This is a genomic window from Acinetobacter sp. WU_MDCI_Abxe161 (genome assembly GCF_025514355.1).
Classification (GTDB): Bacteria; Pseudomonadota; Gammaproteobacteria; order Pseudomonadales; family Moraxellaceae; genus Acinetobacter; species Acinetobacter pittii_E.
In genome coordinates this window covers 25,729-47,242 of sequence record NZ_JAHPTU010000009.1, presented here as the reverse complement: position 1 = coordinate 47,242, position 21,514 = coordinate 25,729, and the positions used below count along the sequence as shown (strand labels likewise).

20 protein-coding genes are annotated in these 21,514 nt (G+C 39.3%); 7 read left to right on the top strand and 13 right to left on the bottom strand.

The window, feature by feature from the left end:
* Positions 1–2: 2 nt before the first annotated feature.
* The 5 genes from KTI78_RS11475 to ispH form a co-directional block, all read right to left on the bottom strand.
* Positions 3–812 (bottom strand): PilX N-terminal domain-containing pilus assembly protein, encoded by an 810-nt coding sequence (locus KTI78_RS11475; protein WP_262446179.1) that lies wholly within the window; start codon positions 810–812, stop codon positions 3–5.
* Positions 809–1,810 (bottom strand): PilW family protein, encoded by a 1,002-nt coding sequence (locus KTI78_RS11470; protein WP_262446178.1) that lies wholly within the window; start codon positions 1,808–1,810, stop codon positions 809–811. Before KTI78_RS11470 ends, KTI78_RS11475 begins: the two co-directional genes overlap by 4 nt.
* Positions 1,810–2,370 (bottom strand): type IV pilus modification protein PilV, encoded by a 561-nt coding sequence (pilV, locus tag KTI78_RS11465; protein ID WP_262446177.1) that lies wholly within the window; start codon positions 2,368–2,370, stop codon positions 1,810–1,812. The genes KTI78_RS11470 and pilV overlap by 1 nt, the downstream gene beginning before the upstream one ends.
* Positions 2,364–2,837 (bottom strand): Tfp pilus assembly protein FimT/FimU, encoded by a 474-nt coding sequence (locus KTI78_RS11460; protein ID WP_262446176.1) that lies wholly within the window; start codon positions 2,835–2,837, stop codon positions 2,364–2,366. Before KTI78_RS11460 ends, pilV begins: the two co-directional genes overlap by 7 nt.
* A gap of 171 nt (positions 2,838–3,008) precedes the next feature.
* Entirely contained in the window at positions 3,009–3,959 is a 951-nt protein-coding gene (gene ispH, locus KTI78_RS11455; RefSeq protein WP_016142896.1) for a 4-hydroxy-3-methylbut-2-enyl diphosphate reductase, read from the bottom strand.
* A 122-nt stretch (positions 3,960–4,081) separates the two neighbouring features.
* Between ispH and gmk the strand changes: the two genes are divergently transcribed.
* The 7 genes from gmk (at position 4,082) to bfr (ending at position 9,028) form a co-directional block, all read left to right on the top strand.
* The gene (gene gmk, locus KTI78_RS11450; RefSeq protein ID WP_002116973.1) at positions 4,082–4,711 is read left to right on the top strand and encodes a guanylate kinase; all 630 of its coding nucleotides are present in this window, start codon (positions 4,082–4,084) and stop codon (positions 4,709–4,711) included.
* Positions 4,712–4,783: 72 nt separating this feature from the next.
* Positions 4,784–5,062, top strand: coding sequence for a DNA-directed RNA polymerase subunit omega (gene rpoZ / locus KTI78_RS11445; RefSeq protein WP_002116990.1), 279 nt, complete (start codon positions 4,784–4,786; stop codon positions 5,060–5,062).
* Between the two features lie 38 nt (positions 5,063–5,100).
* Positions 5,101–5,256, top strand: coding sequence for a hypothetical protein (locus KTI78_RS11440; protein ID WP_014207816.1), 156 nt, complete (start codon positions 5,101–5,103; stop codon positions 5,254–5,256).
* A gap of 15 nt (positions 5,257–5,271) precedes the next feature.
* Positions 5,272–7,377, top strand: coding sequence for a RelA/SpoT family protein (locus KTI78_RS11435; protein WP_016142894.1), 2,106 nt, complete (start codon positions 5,272–5,274; stop codon positions 7,375–7,377).
* 144 nt (positions 7,378–7,521) lie between these two features.
* Complete coding sequence (locus tag KTI78_RS11430) at positions 7,522–7,905, top strand: RidA family protein (RefSeq protein ID WP_002116996.1); 384 nt, start codon at positions 7,522–7,524, stop codon at positions 7,903–7,905.
* Positions 7,906–8,125: 220 nt separating this feature from the next.
* The gene (locus KTI78_RS11425) at positions 8,126–8,320 is read left to right on the top strand and encodes a bacterioferritin-associated ferredoxin (RefSeq protein WP_000289091.1); all 195 of its coding nucleotides are present in this window, start codon (positions 8,126–8,128) and stop codon (positions 8,318–8,320) included.
* 243 nt (positions 8,321–8,563) lie between these two features.
* Entirely contained in the window at positions 8,564–9,028 is a 465-nt protein-coding gene (bfr, locus tag KTI78_RS11420; RefSeq protein ID WP_000678123.1) for a bacterioferritin, read from the top strand.
* 43 nt (positions 9,029–9,071) lie between these two features.
* Here the strand turns inward: bfr and KTI78_RS11415 are convergent, their stop codons facing one another.
* The 8 genes from KTI78_RS11415 to gltB all read right to left on the bottom strand — a co-directional run bounded on the left by KTI78_RS11415 (position 9,072) and on the right by gltB (position 21,261).
* Positions 9,072–10,700: a PglL family O-oligosaccharyltransferase gene (locus tag KTI78_RS11415; RefSeq protein WP_262446175.1), complete on the bottom strand. Its 1,629-nt coding sequence runs from the start codon at positions 10,698–10,700 to the stop codon at positions 9,072–9,074.
* Positions 10,701–10,991: 291 nt separating this feature from the next.
* Positions 10,992–11,504 (bottom strand): pilin, encoded by a 513-nt coding sequence (locus tag KTI78_RS11410; RefSeq protein WP_057105476.1) that lies wholly within the window; start codon positions 11,502–11,504, stop codon positions 10,992–10,994.
* A gap of 348 nt (positions 11,505–11,852) precedes the next feature.
* Positions 11,853–12,413: a TPM domain-containing protein gene (locus tag KTI78_RS11405; protein ID WP_125738857.1), complete on the bottom strand. Its 561-nt coding sequence runs from the start codon at positions 12,411–12,413 to the stop codon at positions 11,853–11,855.
* Positions 12,407–13,489 (bottom strand): TPM domain-containing protein, encoded by a 1,083-nt coding sequence (locus tag KTI78_RS11400; protein WP_262446174.1) that lies wholly within the window; start codon positions 13,487–13,489, stop codon positions 12,407–12,409. The genes KTI78_RS11405 and KTI78_RS11400 overlap by 7 nt, the downstream gene beginning before the upstream one ends.
* 24 nt (positions 13,490–13,513) lie before the next feature.
* On the bottom strand, positions 13,514–14,104 hold the full coding sequence (locus KTI78_RS11395) for a LemA family protein (RefSeq protein ID WP_002117090.1): 591 nt from the start codon (positions 14,102–14,104) through the stop codon (positions 13,514–13,516).
* Positions 14,105–14,233: 129 nt separating this feature from the next.
* Entirely contained in the window at positions 14,234–15,121 is an 888-nt protein-coding gene (locus KTI78_RS11390) for a metal-dependent hydrolase (RefSeq protein WP_262446173.1), read from the bottom strand.
* A 173-nt stretch (positions 15,122–15,294) separates the two neighbouring features.
* Positions 15,295–16,716, bottom strand: a complete 1,422-nt coding sequence (locus KTI78_RS11385) for an FAD-dependent oxidoreductase (RefSeq protein WP_016142888.1) — start codon at positions 16,714–16,716, stop codon at positions 15,295–15,297.
* Positions 16,717–16,785: 69 nt separating this feature from the next.
* Positions 16,786–21,261, bottom strand: a complete 4,476-nt coding sequence (gene gltB, locus KTI78_RS11380) for a glutamate synthase large subunit (RefSeq protein WP_238514466.1) — start codon at positions 21,259–21,261, stop codon at positions 16,786–16,788.
* Between the last annotated feature and the right edge of the window lie 253 nt (positions 21,262–21,514).

Below are 21,514 nucleotides of genomic sequence, written 5' to 3'. Positions count from 1 at the left end.
CATTATGAACCCGGTGCCGTAATTTGAGTGAGCTTATTGGTATAGTTAAATTCTTGAACTTGAGTACTAAAAGGCACGTTATGATTTGCTAAACACTCAGCCAATGTTTGTTTAGCTGTTAAAGCGGTATCAAAATTGTCGCTAATTTTTGCCGAACTCGTGCTTAAGCAATCTCTTTGTAAAGTTTCGATAGAGGTAGATGCATAGGCTGGTAAAAAAGCTGTTGTAATCACTCGAATACGCTGCGTAGACAACATGCTTTTAGGAAGTTGTGTACCTTCCGAAGTATTTGTTCCTCGCGGTAAATTTGAACCTGGAATATCACTAGCAGCATCTGTTGGAATACTTACAGCAACTTGAGTAACCACTGCTTGGCGATTACTTCCATAGTCACTTGTTAAATCACAGAAACCCGCTACGCCGCCATCTTCAACGACTGCATTATTAGCGCTTCCTGCTCGAAGTAAACTTGCACCTCTGGTCTGAGCAAAATTTGTTGCTGTAGAAACAGGTTTATAACAAAAGTTGTATTCCGCACCCGGGTTACTTTCATGCTCTTTGAGCGCCGCCCCAATCACATTAGTAATATTAGTTAGATTGGTAGGATTCATCTGTACAATGAGTTCTAAAGGCGTGTCAGATGACTGAAAATTTAATTGGCTAACTTGGCTATTGGTAGCAACTTTTAAAGAAACAATAGCCACTCTTATGGCTAAAACGCCTACAGAAATAACAATCAATAAAATAATAAGCACAACAATAAGGGTTGCCCCTTTTTCTTTAGACCTACTTTTATGAGTTAAATGGGTCATAGACTTTCCCCCATCGCATTTCGTAGAGCAATTGTTACGTTATAAGTACGGCGTAAGAATCGAGTTGTATTATCAGAAGCGTACACAGTTTGATCTAACATAAAAAAAGACTGCGCCGGATCTATTGCTTTGTTTTGAGCATTATTAGTAGAACGCGCTAATACAGATATTTGTATTGAAAGAATTCGTGGCGGCATCACAGATGGTGTGGCATCTCGGGCAGCCTGTGCAGCAGCGCGATATTGGGGAATGGTATAATAAGCAAAATTGCCAGCCGCATTTTTTGCACCAAACAGCACATGAAAATGATCAATACGCGGCAATACAATTTGACCAGCGTCGCCCAACCCGGCAATCGTGGTCGGTTGAGCTGTGGCTACAATAGAGGGAGTATTTGCATCACATGCAAGTGCATAATCTTGCTGGGAGGTACCATTGCTATCTAGTCGTAAAAAATAACGCTCTACTATTAAATCTCCTGCAAGGACATTCACACCTTCACAATTAGTCATATTCGTAGGCGCAATAAATTGAATCGTCAATTGATCACTTTGCACAGCTGTATTTGAACTATTCTGTATATTTGAAAAACCTCTCCAGTGATTACTCACTGTACTCACCGTATCGCCTGCACCACGGCTCAATAATGTGTCAGCAATATAAGTATTTGCTCCGACATTAGGGATAAAATTAACAGTGTTATTATTAGTTGCTGTTGAGCCAGTTAGCACAACGCCGCCCCAAGGCGTCATATCAGTTAATATTGGGTTGGTTACATTTCCATAATTTAGAAGGCGTATATCACGGGCAATATATTCCAAACCAAAAATACCGCTATCTTGTATTTCAGCATTTGCTTTTTGTAGACGGCTTGATAAAAGTCCACCAATAAATAATTGAGTTGCTGCAGCTACTAAAATTAGGCCTAAAGCCAATGCAACCATAAGCTCAATTAATGTAAAGCCCCGTTGTTTCCACGATACAAATGAGTGAGCCATTAATATGCCTCCATCATCAAACAATTTGAATTATTGGCATAAACACCATCTGTACTCATACAACTCGACACATCCGCGCTAATACTTCCCCTATTTGTTGTAATTACCGGAGAAGTTTTCCCCCAAAAAACAAACAAACACTGCCTCTGCTGGGCCATTGTGGTTGTAACTCCAGGACAATTTGTCATTGTGATTTTCATGCCAAGTTGATCGGCATTTCTTGCTGCTTGATATGCATCAAATTGAGCAAGTTGAGAAGGCGTACAAGCGGCATTGAAACAGGAAGTCGGAGCTGCAGTAGCAGATGAATAATTGCTATAACTACGAACAAATGCAGGATATTGAGTAGCTTGAGTATTATTTACGCGAATATTTTCTGCTAACCCTCTCATAATCATCATGGCTTGAGATTTACTTAATGCTTCTGAAGAAGCATCCATAGCCCGAATTTGCAAAGCGACATATCCTAAAATTCCTATCGCAAGTAAAATTAAGGCGACCAATACTTCTAATAAACCAACCCCAGCTTGAGTTTTTTGCTTAGAGCCCCGCATTAACATGTCTCCTCAGCTTTAAAAATTAATGTGCCAAGCTTCGTTAAAATAAGAATTTTCTTTTTATTTATTTTTGAATTACAAATAGATAAAAGCGTATCTTGAGTAATATTAATTACCACTCCATTCGCATTAAAAGTTAAAGTCGTCGCTGTTGATGAGCTCTGTGTACCATTAGCAGCGATATTTTTAAGCTCAAGAGTGCTATTGGAAGCAGCTTTCCAATTAAAAGAAGTCGGTGTATTTGAGGCTGTTGAATTCAGATTAATGGATACATCTTGGCGACCAAGTATTGCTTGGCTCTTTGATTCTGACAAAGTATTGATTAGGTCTCGTTGATTTTCATCTAGTCGTTTGCTTTCTAATAAATTTGACATAGACGGCGCAGCCATCATCGCGATAATAGCCATGACCGCAATCGTCACCATAAGTTCAACCAAGGTGAACCCGTCTTGCGGAATAATTCCCCTCATCCCCAGAACCCCAAATAAACTTAAAAATTTTTTATTTATTAATTAAATTTTACGTCTTATGTTTACAAAACAAATACAAAGCAGATAAAGGGTATAAAAAAACAGATAACTGTCATATCAACAATTATCTATTTAACTATTTTAAAATCAGTATGTTAAATAAGTCACACTTTATGCTTGAGTCACATGAATGCGTAATTCTTTAGGAAGGCTAAAAGTAATATTCTCTTCACGCCCTTCTAACTCTTTCGGTGCTTGAGCACCCCAATCTTGTAAACGTTGAATAACTTGTTTAATCAAGATTTCTGGCGCAGAAGCACCAGCGGTAACGCCGATCTTGCAAGTCTCATTGAACCATGACTGCTCTAACTGATCAGCATTATCTACAAGGTAAGCAGCTTTACCCATACGCTCTGCAAGCTCACGCAATCGATTTGAGTTTGATGAATTAGGTGAACCTACAACCAATACCACATCGCATTTTTCTGCTAAATCACGTACAGCATCTTGTCTGTTTTGAGTAGCGTAGCAAATGTCATCTTTACGTGGACCCTGAATATGTGGAAATTTAGCACGCAAAGCATCAATAACCTTAGCTGTGTCATCAATAGATAAGGTCGTTTGCGTAACAAATGCTAATTTTTCTGGATGTCGTACGGTGAGCGCAGCAACATCAGCTTCATCTTCAACCAGATAAATATCACCGCCTTTTAATTTGTCATATTGCCCCATTGTGCCTTCGACTTCCGGGTGCCCTTCATGACCAATTAAAATAGCTTCAGTACCTTCACGCGCATATTTAGTCACTTCAATATGAACTTTAGTCACTAAAGGACAAGTTGCATCGAAAACTTTTAAACCTCGGCGTTCAGCTTCCTGTTGAACTGCTTTTGAAACACCGTGCGCACTAAAAATTACAATTGAGTCATCTGGAACCTGATCTAGTTCATCAACAAAAACGGCCCCTCTCTGACGTAAGTCATCAACCACAAATTTATTGTGTACAACTTCATGACGTACATAAATAGGAGGGTTAAAACATTCCAAAGCCCGATTGACGATTGCTATGGCTCGATCAACACCGGCACAAAAACCACGCGGATTAGCTAACACAATTTCCATAACAGCCTCAAAATTAATAAAACAGGGGAATTTCTCTTGAATATTTGCAATTAAAACTATTCAGTTTAAACGCACGGTACACTACAATAGCGAAGATATTTTATCATATCAGGAAAAATATCATGTCGGGTCTATTGTTTGTCGTTTCTGCTGCATCAGGAACGGGCAAAACATCTTTGGTAAAAGCCCTGCTTGACCGTGTGAGCAATTTACATGTTTCAGTCTCGCATACAACCCGAGGTCAACGTCCCGGTGAGTTAGATGGTGTTCACTATCACTTCACTACAAAAGATGAATTTCTAGACCAAGTCAACCATGATGGTTTTATTGAATACGCTGAAGTATTTGGTAACTACTATGGCACTTCTCAAGCTACTGTAAAACAACAGTTAGCTCAAGGACACGATGTCTTACTTGAAATTGATTGGCAAGGTGCAGAACAAGTCCGCAAACTTTTCCCTGAATCAAAGCAAATATTTATTTTACCTCCAACTCAATTTGATCTGCGTCAGCGTTTATCTAATCGCGGCACTGACTCAGTTGAAGTCATTGAGCATCGTTTAAGCTGTGCAGTAGAAGATATGCAGCACTACACGAACTTTGATTACATCATTATCAATGATGATTTTAATAAAGCCTTACATGAGCTTGAAGCTGTGATTACAGCGAACCGTTTAGTGCTATCTCAGCAAGCAAAACGTCATCAAACATTAATCCAAGACTTGATTACTCCTCAACCAAAACAGGAATAACTTGAGTCTAGATCGAAAGCCTTTTATACTATTTAGTCTGTTCAAATTCACCATTCCAAAACGAGAACTTTTATGGCACGCGTCACCGTTGAAGATTGTTTAGATCATGTAGACAACCGTTTTGAGCTTGTGCTCGTTGCAAGTAAACGTGCTCGTCAATTGGCACGTCAAGGCATGGAGCCAACTGTAGAATGGGATAACGACAAACCGACTGTAGTTTCTTTGCGCGAAATCGCGGCAGGGCACGTTACGAAAGAAATTCTTAAACAACGTGAGCAAGATTACCAAACTTCTAGTCTTGATCTTGCCCTTTCTACAAACAGCTTGAATTTAGAAGGTTTTTCTTTCTAATTCACTCTGTTTCATAAAAAAACCATCGTTTTTTTGCGATGGTTTTTTATTTGGCTTTGCGCCATATTCAAACATATTGGGAAAAGCAATTATTTTCATTGAAAAAAAAATACACTTTTTCAAATGAAAAAATTGACAAGTTCCGCAATATGCTTTTCATTAAGAAGCAGATAGATTTAGTTTTTCAGCAATAGGAAAAAGGGTGATTTATGCCAGGCGAAGAGGTCAGCCAAGCCAAGCAACAGCTCAAATTAATTATCGACCCTTACTTATCGGTAAGCGAAGTCGAAAAAGTGCTTGCTGCCTGCGATTTTGCCGATCTAGCGCACACTGGCATTACACGTAAAAGTGGCGAACCCTATATTTTGCATCCGATTGCGGTAAGCTGCATTCTTGCAAACATGCGTTTAGATGCTGAAACTTTAATGGCAGCCCTTTTGCATGATGTTATTGAAGATACTCAATATACAAAAGAAGATATTATTGAAAAATTTGGTCTAACCGTTGCCGAGCTAGTTGATGGTGTAACCAAACTTAGTCAATCAAGCGATAAAGAATATAACAAGGCAGCTTCATTCCGAAAGATTTTGCAAGCAACCTTACAAGATCCGCGTGTCATCATTATTAAATTAGCAGATCGCTATCATAATATGACAACGCTAGGCGCCCTACGACCTGATAAACGTGCCCGCATTGCACAAGAGACTTTTGATATATTTGTACCGATGGCAAGATTAGTCGGCATGAATGAAATGGGCGATAATCTAGAGAATCTCTGTTATCAAAACCTTGATCTAGATATGTTTGATAACGTTCAAAATGCACTGCTTCAAACAAAGCCAGAACGTTGTAAATATCAAAGTATTTGGGAACAAAACCTCGCTGAACTTCTGCATAATTATCATATTCAAGGCCGTATTAAAAAGAAAAATAACAATATCGAATTATTACGCCATTTCGTTAAAAACGAGATGGATCTCCAAGAGCTTACCCATAGTCATGCTTTTGAAATCGTTTTACAGTCTATTGCCGACTGTGATCGCTTAGTCGAAGCATTAAGAGAAAACTTTCAGGTTATCCAGTATCAAGACCATATTCGTCGCCCATTACCTGGCGGGAACCAGTCTTTACTCATTAAGCTTAAAGGCGAAAAAACGACGCTCTCTCTTACAATTCAAACCGAGCTGATGCGTAAAGCTGCTCGTTTTGGGGTCGTGTTAGGCGAAAATGCGCCGCAAACTTGTCGTTCTGCCATTCAAGCCTCAATGCAGAACTTAAATACATTGATCGATGGCGAATGTGCTAAAACAACTTTCAATGATTTACTTGATTACTTACATCAAGAAAAAATCTGGGTATATACGCCGCATGGTCAACTGCATGAGCTACCACAAGGTGCTACCGTAGTTGATTTTGCTTATTCAGCAAGTTTATTTTTAGGTAACCATGCCGTTGGCGCAAAAGTCGATGGTGAGATTAAACCACTTTCTACCCCATTAGTTAGCGGTCAGGTTATTGAGATTATTACAGATGTTTTAGCCACACCGAACCCAGACTGGCTAAGTTTTATTAATACGCAGAAAGCTCGTCGTGCTTTACAGCATGTGCTTAAAGATCAAGATATCGAAGAACAACGTCTAGTTGGTGCACAAGCCCTTTCTCGTGCACTGAAACTCTTTAATCGTTCAATCAATGATCTTTCTGACGCTGATTGGCTAGATCTGTTGCAATGGCGTCATATCGATAATAAAAATACATTGTTTGAACAAATTGCAGTAGGCGATTTATTACCTCAACTTGTAGCAAATCACCTGTTTGCCCATGATAAACACCCCCAAGTAGAAAACTCAGATCGACTTATTCAAAGCACTGAAGGAGTCGACGTTAAATATGCACACTGCTGCAATCCAATTTTAGGCGATCCAATTCAAGGACACTTAACACGTCGTGGATTAATTGTGCATCGCATCCGCTGTCATAACTTACTACATGAACAACATCTACACCCTGAAAATATTATGCCGCTTCAATGGAAAGCAGATGATGTAGATGATGTCCGTTTTACAGCCTACCTTGCTATTTATATGGCGATGAATGATGAACAAGTATCAGATCTGATTTATCAATGTCGTAAAAATAACGCTGGTGTAGAGATGGTTCACTCAAATGAGCAGAGAACTTTTGTGAATATTGTAGTCAATAACCGTAAGCACATTGCAAAAGTCATTCGTGATTTACGCATGCACTATGGCTTCCCACGTATTGAACGTTTAGATGCCCCTACGCCACAAATGGAAATTTCAAAAGTAAGCTAAGTTTCTCTAGAGATGATTGACTAGATTTATGTTTCCTTAACAAAATCAAACTTTCCAAATTCACTTAATCAATTAAATCGATGGTACTTTTGTCCAAAGCTATCATCGATTATGATGGAAATAGATTTAATCAAGGAGAACCAAATGTCCCGCCAAGTCATTCATACTGAAAATGCCCCTGCTGCTATCGGCACCTATTCTCAAGCTATTTTAGTAGACAATACGCTATATCTTTCAGGGCAAATTGGTTTAGACCCATACAGTATGGAACTTGTAGAAGGTATTGAAGCTCAAATTCGCCGTGTATTTGATAATTTAAAAGCAGTTTGTGAAGCTGCTGGTGGGTCACTTGCAGATATTGCTAAGCTCAATATTTTTTTAACTGACCTATCAAATTTCCAACTCGTCAACCAAATTATGGGTGAATATTTTGCTCAACCCTACCCTGCACGTGCAGCGCTTGGTGTAGCAAGCTTACCAAAAGGTGCATTAGTGGAAATGGACGGAATTGTAATTATTAATCAATAAGATATAAAAAAATTAAAATATCTAAATTTCACTATTTCATTTTTAAAACATGAGCCACCTTGGCGTAAAAATCTAAATTATTCTTAGATTTCCGCTTAGGTGGTCTTTTTTTATTCAAAATCCCAATAAGGATAAATGAGATTTTAAATGAATTTCATTGACAAACGATAATAATTATCAATAATATCAATTATCGCATTTATATTTGGGGATCACTCCCATGTACGTTTGCTTGTGTCGTGGCATTACTGATCAGGATATTAAAGACGCTATCGAAAATGGCGCTGAAAGCTATCGTGAAATTCGCGACTTGCTTGATCTTGGTACATGCTGTGGACGCTGTGCACCAGAAGCCCGCGCTATCATTAGCGAAGAATTAGCAGAAATCGCTGCTCGCATTTCTGTAGCTGCATAATAAAAATGAATATTTAACAAAATTTATTGACTCCTCCACCGCTTTTTGCGGAACATTCATAGTTCCTCATTCAAGCGGTTTTTTTTGGCATAAAAACCTTCTTTCTAATATTGTGTTGTTTTTGATTGCGATTTTCATTTGCTGTTCCATAAATTACTCGCCATCTCCATGATTGTTCACTAAAATGGATTTATAGATTGCCTTGATTAAGTTTGAGGCAGAAATTGTTTTGGAGTAGCTACAATGAAAGGCAATCGTGATGTCATTAATCAGCTCAATCAAGTGCTGTATCATCATTTAACTGCAATTAATCAATACTTTTTGCATTCACGCATGTTTAATGACTGGGGAATTGAGCAGCTTGGTTCTGCTGAATATAAAGAATCAATTCGTCAAATGAAACATGCTGATAAAATCATTGAACGTATTTTATTTTTAGAAGGTCTGCCTAACCTTCAACATTTAGGCAAACTTTATATTGGTCAACACACAGAAGAAGTTCTCCAGTGTGATATCCGTAAAGTAAAAGAAAATATAGAAGCAATTCAAAAAGCGGTTGCTTTAGCTGAAACGGAACAAGACTATGTCACTCGTGACCTCGTTCAAGAAATTCTAGAAAAAGAAGAAGAATATTGGGATTGGCTAGATACTCAAATTGATCTTATTGGCAGCGTAGGTATTGAAAACTATATCCAGAGCCAAATGTAATTTCTTATAAAAAAATCCCCTTATACTTAAGGGGATTTTTTTATTACTTCTCTTTTAATAACTCTGGTAGGGTTACTTTTTGCCTATAGAGATGCTGTAAAATAAATATCTGCTGCTGTGCCTGCTCTACTTTTCCATTATAAGCGAGTAATTTTGCGTATTTACGTAAGTTATATGGGGTAGGTTTATTCTTTACAAAATTTGCCCATTCAACCAAATCAGCTTCAGATAAAACATTTTGGGGATTAAGTTCAATCCAACGTAACCGCTGCTCAAACTGCGTTAAAACAAAAATTTTACCGCTTCCCATAAATTCTGCATCGGGCTTTTTATTCTTAAAAAGTAAATTACTATTCATCACATAGACATTATAATCACGCAAAATCGCAATAATAAGTAGTAAACTTACAGCCGATGAAAAACGAAGAAGATGTTTACTGAGGACAATTCCTTTAAGCACAGGAGTCTGCGCTTGTACAATACCCAGTAGGTATCCACAGGTAAGCAAGAAATAAGCGTAGCGCTGTGGAAACTCTAGCATGGCATGAATAAGTACTGTACATACCATCATAATCGCAATAATTGAGATGGTATTTTTAGCTTGTTGGTTTAACCAAATAAACCAGCAAGCAAAATAGCTAATGATTACAGTACCCAGTGGAATACCATTCCAGATAATTAAATCGAGCAGCACATTATGAGCACTAGTCGTCCACTCTCCTGTTGGGAAAGCATGATAAACCGTCATTTGTGCCACACTGGTTTGATTCCAACCATAACCCAACCAAGGGTGCTGCTGTACAGCAAGCAACATTTGTGACCAGATATTAAAACGCAAATATCCAGAGCTCGCTCTTTCAACTAAACTATTTGCTTGGGTCACATCAGTAGTTGACCATGCTTCAATTAAACTAGTAGCAAATGGCAGAACTATGCCAGCCATTACGAAAAAACCAACACACCACAAAAAACCTTGAATAAACCCAAATCTTTTTTGTTTTTTAAATTGTTTAACTATCCAGTAGATGAATAAGAATGGAAAAACGATCCATGAAGTGCGTGACTGACTCAATGCAATGGTAAATAAAATAATCAGTGCTGAAGGCAATAATAACCACAATGTTACTTTATTCTTTTCATATAAATATAAACATCCTAATAACCCAATAATTAGGAATGTTGCCATATTGTTGGGCTGACCAAAATTTCCGTAAGGACGATTACCAATCAGGTGAAGCATATGGACAAAATGTGACTCGATATTTAACCACTGGCAGATTGAAATAAAACAGGTCGCAATTGATACAATAATTGTTAATAAACTAAAGCCAGAAAAAATTTGATCTCTCTTTTGCTGATCTAAAGATAGGTTGTAACCTGCCAAGACCATAAACCAAAAACCTAGCAAGTAAAATGAACTTAGTAAGGCCGTACTCAAATCAAAAACAAGACCAAAGCCCCACTGTACTAGCGGAATTAAGGTAAATGGCAACAATAAGAGTTGTGCTCTAGGAATTTTAATGTTTTGTTGAATTAGGACGGCTAGTACGCATAACCCAGCCCCGAATGTACTCACTTCACTTGAAAACATTACCCAAGGGCTATAATGAAATGGCGACAACCATGCAAAGCCCAACAGGATTGCAGCGAGGAATAGGAAGAATACTTGCATAGCGATAGGTTAAAGATCAAAATTTGAGAGAATTATACATGGAAGAGAGTAGGAAAAAGTCGCTTCCATTTATATCTTTCCGCTCCGTTTAGAAACTTGTTCATATGACAATAAACTTAAATAATTTTTATCATTGGATTAAATTTTTTACTATTATATTTATTTTATAAAACTTCAATATATACAATTTGGATTAGCATCTATATTCTAAAAAATACGAAAAAAATATCTGATAATCTTTTAATTAATAAAAATGCACTCAATTGAGTGCATTTTTTCTTGAAAAGCAACTTATGACGCAGGACTTAATGCTGTAACAACACTACATGACTTCGCAGCATATTTTCCATCAATAGTTGTTTCACAAGTCCATGTACCATCTTCTGCACGGTGTAATTGAACTTTATTGCCTTTAATACCAGGGTTGCCTGTATTGAAAGTAAGAACGATATTACCCGTACCTGCCGTTGTTGATTTCTGTTGAAGCTCAATCGTACCGAAAGAAGGCTGAACAATCCCTAAACCTTCTTTCATACGTTGATCAGGTAAATATGGTGTCGTTACGTTTCCTTGCGCATCTTTCACTTCCGCTTGTGATTGTTTCTTTCCATCTGGAAAGAAACCATTTTCCATTACATAGTTCTCTAAACCAGTTTTATTAGACGTCAACGTTTGAACAGCTGAAGCAACATTTGAACGACCCACATAATTTTGATACTGCGGAATCGCAATTGCCGCCAAAATACCGATAATCGCAACCACGATCATGAGTTCAATTAATGTAAAACCTTTTTGTGCATTCATAGCCTTTTTCCCCAAAGATTGTATGTATGTTTTTATATAAGCTTTTCAGCTATTAACTATATTGCAGCATCCATGCCAACTTTTATTAACATTTAAAAACAAACACTTATATTAAGTTTAATTATTATCAGACTTATAACCGCTGTAAATAATTGACAAAAATTGTCACTCAAAATTTATTAGTAATATGTCACTAATAAAAAACAGCTCATCACCTATTTCAATTTTTTAATTCTTTATTGTGATAAAAATCTCATTAAAAATAGAAAAAAAGGTGACATTTTTTGTCAGCCACCTTTAAAAATAAAATTAAGTAAATTAGCTAATATAGGAATGTTACCAAGTAGTTTAATTCAGAATAATCGGAGCATTGCCTAATTCATTGGATTGATCAGGCATGTTTTCGTCATAAAACCGTGACATCACCTCTCCAATTTGTTGTACGCCCATCACTACAGCTTGTTGATATTCTTTTTGCTTAAGCTTTTGTACTATTGCTTCACAAATCTGTTGCCAGACTTGATCGTTAGTCGCATTTCGAATTCCGCGATCAAATATGATTTCTACTGTTCGTTCACATAAATTTAGGTATAACAATACACCACTATTTAATGCAGTATCCCAAACACCTAATTCTGCAAATAATTGCTGTGCTCTTAAACGTGTATTTTGTCTATAGGCTTGTGAACATGGAATATGGCCTTCAATTACAACCTGTATTTCTCCAACATGCCCATGTTCTGCCTGCTGTACCGCATCAGCAATAGCTTGTTTATCTTGTTTGGAAAAATATCGGCTGCTGGCTGGCAAGTAACAAAAGTGCTTGAACCAACGTTTTAGGCTAGGTTCTACTGATTCCTCAATTTTTGGTTGAGTAATAATTTGTGTTGTTTCTGATGTTGTTACCATGAGCCTGAAGCACCTCCACCGCCAAAACGACCTCCGCCGCCGCCATAGCCTCCACCACCTCCACCGAAGCCACCTCCGCGACCGCCACCACCAGAACCACTTAAAATGGCTTGTAAAATAAGTTGGGCAATTGAAGTAATGAGTAAAAAGAAAATACCAAAACCAAGTAACAAGCTGGTCACTAGCCCAGCACCATTTACAAAACCTGCTACTGCAGCAGCGACACCTGCTGTAGAGGCACTAAGTGGACGACCGACAATAAATGAACCCACAATTCCAGCAACCAGAATAAATAAAGCCATTGTCAGCGTTGTCTGTTTGGCTTGTTGTTCTTCAGCAGCTTGATGTTGGCGTTCTTTCAAATCTTGAGCAGCTTGCTGAGCTACTTCTGGATCAAGATTTAAAATTCTTCCAATTTCATCCAGACCTGCATTTAAACCTTGCGCATATTGGGCTTGTTTAAAATAAGGTGTAATTTGGTTTCGAATAATCCGACTTGCCACAATGTCAGGTAACACACCTTCTAAACCATAGCCGGTTAAAATTTGCATACGGCGATCATTTACAGCAACTGCAATGAGTAATCCATTGTCACGTTTAGATGATCCCAATTGCCACTTTTCACCAATGCGTAATGCATAATCAAAGATATCTTCTTGGCCAGTAGTAGGAACAATCACAATACCAATCTGTGCTTTGCCTTGTTGATATAAACTTAGAATTTTTTGATCGAGCTGTTGCTTCTCAGCCTCACTTAAAATGTTAGCTTGATCAATTACTGGCTGATTTAAAGTTGGCAAACCACGTATTGATTCACCATCAGCCATATCGTTAGCAACTTGGACTTGAGGGGCAGCACTTGAAGCAGCTTGCCCCTCTAATTTAGTTGAAGAAGCTTGAGCTTGTTGCTTTTGTATAATTTTGCCAGCAACTACTGTATCAGTCTCATCCGTAGCAGTTGCAATATTACTTTCACTCCATGCCGTATTCTGAAAAAGAACACCACAACAGAGCAAAATTAAGGTCGAAATAAAGACCTTAATTTGCTTTGATTGAAGCAATAGAGTATTTCTCATACGGCACTCCTTTGATTTATAAAATTAATCAAAAGAAACTTTTGGAGCCTGTTGAGCAGACGCTTCTGCAGAGAAATTGGCTTTTGGATGCATACCAATTACTTTTGCAGTTACTGCTTGCGGGAATTGACGCACATATGAGTTATAGTCTTGTACCGTTGTAATATAACGATTACGTGCAACTGCAATGCGGTTTTCTGTACCCTCAAGTTGAACTTGTAATTCTTGGAATTGGGTATTAGCTTTCAAATCTGGGTAATTTTCCGAAACGGCAATGAGTCGAGATAATGCCCCTGTTAATTGACTTTGAGCCTGTTGATATTTTTCAAGTAAAGCTGGGTCTTCTAAAACTTCTTTATCAACTTTTAAACCCGCAACATTAGAACGCGCTTGGGTTACTTCGGTGAGTACTTGCTCTTCATGTTTAGCATAACCTTTCACTACATTGACTAGGTTTGGCACCAAATCTGAACGACGTTGATATTGGTTTTGTACTTCAGACCAAGCTGCTGTTACAGCCTCATCTTTTACTTGTAGAGTGTTATAACCACATCCCGAAAACAGCAAGGTACTGGCAAGTGTTGTTGCAATCGCAAATTGTTTCAATGTTTTCATCGTCACATTATCCTCAAGTTTTTCTTTATATTTTTAACCTCTTTGCCTGATTGTATGATGATTTTGGCATTATTGTGTTGCTTTTATTTTATTGATTTTAAAAAACCGGATTTTAGATCCGGTTATCTACTAGCTCAATCGCTGATCTTTTTCTTGTTCAAAACTTGCCATTTGATATTCTTCTGCTAAAGAGCTTTTCCAGTAATTAACCATCCTGCCATAATCTTTTTGACTCGGATGAAAGTCTTTTTTGTAATATGCAAAGTATTCTGGCATTAACTGAACAAGCATCTTCATTAGCAAATACAATCCAAATAGATTACCTCCAATTTTAGGTAGGCTGTTCCATTTATCTTGCCAAAATAAACGCGTTGTCCCATAAAAAGCGAGACTCGCAAATCCTGTAGTGACACTACGCATCAATAAACGTCGGATACGATCATCGCCATATACATGTTGATAGACATCAAATGCGACCGAACGGTGTTCAATTTCTTCAATCGCATGCCATACCCAAAGTTTTAGCGCATCTTCATCTAGCGTTCTTAATAGCTCTGGATGCTGCAATATATATCCCCCAAGTAAAGCAGTGAAATGCTCAAACGCACAGGTCAATGCCAATTGCAGCTTAGGTGAAATTGTTCTTAAATATTTATCGCGCTGATTTAGCCAATTTTGAAAACTGTCCAGATTATAATCATCACGTCGCCAAGCTTCATTAAACTCGCCATGTGCTTTGGAATGCATGGCCTCTTGTCCAATAAAAGCCGCAATTTGTGCTTGTAGTTGAGAGTCTGAAACTTTATCGCGAACATTACGTACGCTATTTACGAAAAATTGCTCTCCTACCGGAAACGTTGACGAGAGTGCAGTTAAAAAATGAGACATGAGGGGCGATTTTGCAAAATAGTGCCGTTTAATCGCTTTTGGATTAAATTCAAGACGACGCACTGTAATACCCAACGCTTTTCGACGATTTAAATATGATTTTTCTGCCGTCATACCTGCGATGTTCATATTCAACACCTATTGTATTGAAGAAGGAGGTTTCGAGTATGTCGCGAGCCTAAAAAGCTAAAAAGGGCGAAAAAGCTTATTGTATTTGCCAAAAACATCAAACTGATTAATGGTAGATAATAAAAAAGCCTACTTTAAGTAGGCTTTTTTAAGAGTTTTAACAAATTAATTTATTAAACACCAAGGTAGTCCAAAATACCTTCAGCAGCTTGGCGGCCTTCCCAGATCGCAGTTACGACAAGGTCTGAACCACGTACCATATCACCACCCGCAAAGATTTTCGGGTTTGATGTCTGGAATTTGAACTCTTGTTTTTCAGCTGCCACAACACGGCCTGAACCATCAAGATTAATATTCGCATTACCAAACCAGTCCGCTGGACTTGGACGGAAACCGAAAGCAAGTAAAACTGCATCTGCTGGTAATACTTCTTCAGAACCAGGAATTGGCTCGGGGCTACGACGGCCACGACTATCTGGTTCACCCATTTGTGTCGTTACCACTTTTACGCCTGTCACTTTGCCGTTTTCACCAACAATCTCGATCGGTTGGCGATTGAATAGGAATTTTACACCCTCTTCATAGGCATTTTTTACTTCACGTGCAGAGCCTGGCATGTTGCTTTCATCACGGCGGTATGCACAAGTTACATCGTGAGCACCTTGACGTAAAGACGTACGGTTACAGTCCATAGCGGTATCACCACCACCTAGAACAATCACTTTTTTACCATCTAAGCTGATGTATTCACTTGGGTCTTTTTCCCAACCTTGGCAACGGTTCACGTTAGAGATCAAGAAATCAAGTGCATCATAAACACCGTCAAGATCTTCACCTGGGAAACCACCCTTCATGTAGGTGTAAGTACCCATACCCATGAATACAGCATCATATTCTGCAAGTAATTCATCAATCGTGATGTCTTTACCAATTTCCGTATTTAAACGGAATTCGATGCCCATACCTGTGAAAATTTCACGACGGCGTTTCATTACATCTTTTTCCATTTTAAATTCTGGAATACCGAATGTAAGTAAGCCACCAATTTCAGGACGCTTATCGAATACAACTGGTTTAACACCGCCGCGAGCTAGAATATCCGCACAGCCTAAACCAGCAGGACCCGCACCAATAATTGCAACTTTTTTGTCAGTCCATTTTACGCCTGACATATCTGGACGCCAGCCCAAAGCAAAGGCTGTATCGTTGATATATTTTTCAGCATTACCAATCGTCACTGCGCCAAAACCATCATTTAAGGTACAAGCACCTTCACATAAACGGTCTTGTGGACATACGCGACCACATACCTCAGGTAGCGTATTCGTTTGATGACAAAGCTCAGCAGCTTGGAAAATTTGGCCTTCAGCAATGAGTTTTAACCAGTTTGGAATGTAGTTATGTACAGGACATTTCCATTCACAATAAGGGTTACCACAGCCTAAACAACGGTGTGTCTGATTAGTGACAGTTTCCGATGTAAAAGGTTTATAAATTTCCACAAATTCTGCTTTGCGGACAGTAATATCTTTTTTCTCTGGATCTTGACGAGGTACATCCAGAAATTGAAAGTCATTATTTAGGCGTTCTGCCATGTCTCTCTCCGTGGGTAGGCGCGGATTTCCTTGTTGCCCGCACCTGCCTATGTCTTTGCAGTCGTGGAATTATTGTGGGTCAGCTTGTGTTGTTTTCAAAAGCGTTTGCAAATTAGCAGCTTTTGGTTTCACAAGCCAGAATTTACGGCTGTAGAAATCGAACTCATTGCGGATTTTATAAGCCCAAGCACTACCAGTTTCTTTAATGTGCTCATCGATAATACGCAACAAGAACTCTTTATGATCTTCCATAGATTCTGTTGAAATACGATTTAAATCAATCAATTCGTGGTTGTAGTAATCTACGAAGTCATTATCAAGGTCAAGTACATAAGCAAAACCACCAGTCATGCCCGCACCAAAGTTATGGCCTACTTTACCAAGTACAGTCACAACACCACCTGTCATATATTCACAACAGTGATCACCGGCACCTTCGATTACAGCAAATGCACCAGAGTTACGAACTGCAAAACGCTCACCCGCTGTACCTGCTGCAAAAAGCTTACCGCCAGTTGCGCCATACAAACAGGTATTACCAATAATTGCTGTATTTTGTGTTTGGAAAGGCGAACCTTGTGGTGGGAAAATCGAAATACGACCACCAGCCATACCTTTACCTACGTAGTCGTTTGCATCACCCTCAAGACGGATATGTAAACCACCAGCATTCCAAACCCCAAGAGACTGACCAGCCGTACCAGTTAAGTTCATTACAACAGGATGTGCTTCCATACCCAAGTTACCATAGCGACGAGCAATTTCACCTGATACACGAGCACCGATCGAACGGTCACAGTTCACGACCTTGAAGTTGAACTGACCGCCTGCACTTGATTCAATTGCAGGAAGTATTTCAGCAACCATTTTCTCTGCTAAAACGCCTTTATCAAATGGTGCATTACCTTCTACTTGACAGTATTGCGCTTTACCTTCAGCAGAAGGATGTGAAGTTAATAATGCACTTAAATCAAGGTGAGCATGCTTTTCAGTTTCGCCCGGTAATACTTCAAGTAAATCAACACGACCAATTAAGTCTTTCAACGAAGAAACACCTAAAGCAGCCAACCATTCACGCGTTTCTTCCGCAATAAAGTGGAAGAAGTTGATGAGCATTTCTGGCTCGCCAATGTAGTGTTCTTGACGTAAATGATCTTGTTGAGTTGCAACACCAGTTGCACAGTTGTTTAAGTGACAGATACGGAGGTATTTACAACCTAGAGCGATCATTGGTGTTGAACCAAAGCCGAAACTTTCCGCACCTAAAATTGCTGCCTTGATGACATCAAGACCAGTTTTTAAACCACCATCAGTTTGTACACGTACTTTTCCGCGCAAGTCGTTTACACGAAGTGCTTGATGCGCCTCACTAAGACCCAATTCCCATGGAGAACCCGCATGGTGAATTGAAGAAAGTGGAGATGCCGCCGTACCACCGTCATAACCAGAAATGGTAATGAAGTCCGCATATGCCTTAGCAACACCTGCTGCAATTGTTCCTACACCCGGTTCAGATACTAATTTCACAGATACCATTGCTTTCGGATTAACTTGTTTCAAGTCAAAAATTAACTGAGACAAATCTTCAATTGAGTAAATGTCATGGTGTGGCGGTGGTGAAATTAGCGTTACACCCGGTACCGAGTAACGTAAACGCGCGATTAAGCCATTTACTTTACCACCTGGTAACTGACCACCCTCACCTGGTTTTGCACCTTGAGCAACTTTAATTTGCAATACTTCTGCAGAAGTTAGGTATGCAGGAGTTACACCAAAACGACCAGATGCGATCTGTTTGATTTTCGAGTTACGAATTGTTCCGTAACGAACAGGATCTTCACCGCCTTCACCAGAGTTTGAACGGCCACCAATCGTGTTCATCGCGATTGCAATTGCTTCATGTGCTTCTGGAGAAAGAGCACCTAAAGACATACCTGCCGAGTCAAAGCGAGGCAAGATATCTTCAACTGATTCAACTTGCTCAACAGGAATTGAATTCGTTGTTTTTAGCTTAAATAAGTCACGGATTGTCGCTACTGGACGGTTATTCACCAGCTCAGCATATTCTTTAAAGTCTTCGTATTTACCAGAGCGAACAGCTTTATGTAATGCATTAATCACATCTGGGTTGAACGCATGGTACTCTTTATCAAATACGAATTTAAGCAAACCACCCTGATCAATTGGCTTACGATTTGACCAAGCTGTTGCTGCTAATTTTTTCTGATCTTTTTCAAGGTCAGCAAATGTTGCGCCCTGAATACGGCTTGGAACGCCTAAGAAACATTGATCAACAACTTCAGATGACAAACCTACTGCTTCAAAAAGCTGACCACCGCGGTAAGACGCAACGGTAGAGATACCCATTTTTGAAAGAACTTTTAATAGGCCTTTCTCAATACCTTTACGGAAGTTTGCTTGCGCATGAATTGGATCACCTAAAAGTTCACCTTTAGCAATCAAATCATTGATCACGTCATATGCAAGGTATGGGTAAACTGCGGTTGCACCAAAACCAAGTAATACCGCAAATTGGTGCGGATCACGTGCAAAACCAGTTTCAACCATGATGTTCGCATCAGTACGTAAACCAGTTTTGATGAGGTAATGATGTACCGCACCTGTTGCAAGTGCTGCGTTTGCAGGTAATAAACCTTGGCGGATATTTTTATCTGTTAAAACAATTAAAGTTTTGCCGTCACGAACTGCTTGCGCCGCTTCTTCACAAATACGCGTAATCGCAGCTTGCAAACCTTCTTCTTCAGCATAGTTTAAGTTGATATCAACTGCTTCGTAACCCGGACGCTCAATGCTACGGATTTGCTGCATTTTTGAATTTGACAATACAGGGCTAGAGATGATGATACGATCAGCATGCTCAGGACCTTGCTCAAATACATTCTGCTCACGACCTAAACAGGTTTCGAGCGACATTACAATTGACTCACGTAGTGGGTCAATTGGCGGGTTTGTTACTTGAGCAAACTGTTGACGGAAATAATCTGTCACGTGGCGTACTTGACGAGACAATACAGCCATTGGCGTATCATCACCCATAGAACCTACAGCTTCTTGTCCACTTTCAGCAATTGGACGCAACAATTGATCGCGCTCTTCAAATGTCACCATAAACATTTTTTGAGCTGCTTTTAAAGCATCACCAGTTAAACCTTTATCGACTAATTGTTCTTCAAGTTCTGGATTTGCTTTTAAACGAATTGCATGGTCACGCAACCATTCACGGTACGGACGCATGTTTTTCAAATGCGTACTAACATCTTTAGTATCAAGTACTTTACCTGTTAGGGTATCAACTACTAAAATTTGGCCAGGGCCTACGCGACCTTTAGAAATAACATCTTCAGGCTCATATCCCCAAACACCAATCTCAGATGCTAAGGTAATATAATCATTTTTGGTAATCACCCAACGTGCAGGACGTAAGCCATTACGGTCAAGCATACAAATCGCATGACGACCATCTTGAATAACAAGACCAGCTGGACCATCCCAAGCTTCCATATGCTTAGAGTTGAACTCATAGAAAGCACGTAAATCTGCATCTAGAGTTTCTACGTTTTGCCAAGCTGGTGGCACGAGCATACGTAAGGCACGGAATAAATCCATACCACCACCCACCAAGATCTCAAGCATATTATCTAAGCTTGATGAGTCTGATCCCGTACGGTTAACGATTGGGTCAAGCTCTGTGAGGCCTGGTAATAATGGGTTTTCAAATTTAGGAGTACGCGCCAACGCCCAGTTACGGTTTGCTGTAATTGTGTTGATTTCACCATTATGAGCAAGATAACGGAATGGCTGAGCCAAAGGCCAACGCGGTAATGTATTGGTAGAGAAGCGTTGGTGGAATACCACGATATGTGATTTTAAACGCTCATCTGCTAAGTCTGTATAGAACTCAGCAATTGCAGCCGGCATCATCAAGCCTTTATAGCTGATTACTGTCGAACAAAGCGTAGTCACATAGAATGACGGATCATTTTGTAATTGTTGTTCTGCACGACGACGTGCCAAGAATAATTTACGGTTAAATTCAACTTCAGTCACACCCATTGGGCAGTTCACAATAACCTGTTCAAAAGCAGGGAGCGATTGAAGAGCAATTTCACCTAGTGCATCGTTATTTGTAGGGACAACACGCCAAGCCAGTACACGTAAGCCATCTGACTCGATTTCTTTCGTTAAAATATTTTTAGAATGTTGCGCTAATGCTGGATCAGTATTTAAAAATACAGTACCCACAGCAAAAATTTCACTCAGTGTAATATCACTCAGTTTTTTTGCTTCATCACGGAAAAATTGCTTTGGCATCGCCAATAGTAAGCCGCAACCATCTCCCGTCTTGCCATCTGCGGCAATACCACCACGGTGCGTCATGCAACTTAAACTGTGAATCGCGGTTTCCACAAGATGATGACTTGATTCACCCTTCATATGGGCGATCAGTCCAAAACCACAGTTATCCTTAAACTCATCAGGCTGATATAAACCTTGAGCGGGAGCTACAGTATTAGGCGATGGCATGTGCATAGCGTACCCTTCTTTCAATAAGGCTCTTTCGAGCGTCAAACAAACAACTTATTTCTGCGATATTGCCTATGGACGATAGTTAGCTCAATGTTTCGCAAAAAAAAATTTTGGGCTGATAAGCCAATATACGCTGTTCCATTTTTACGTACACTGGTTTTTGCTAGAAAAATGTTTTGACTTATTTCGCACTCTTTTAAAGCAGTTCGACCCCACGACTCTGCATAGAATTCACTCTTTAGAGCGCCAA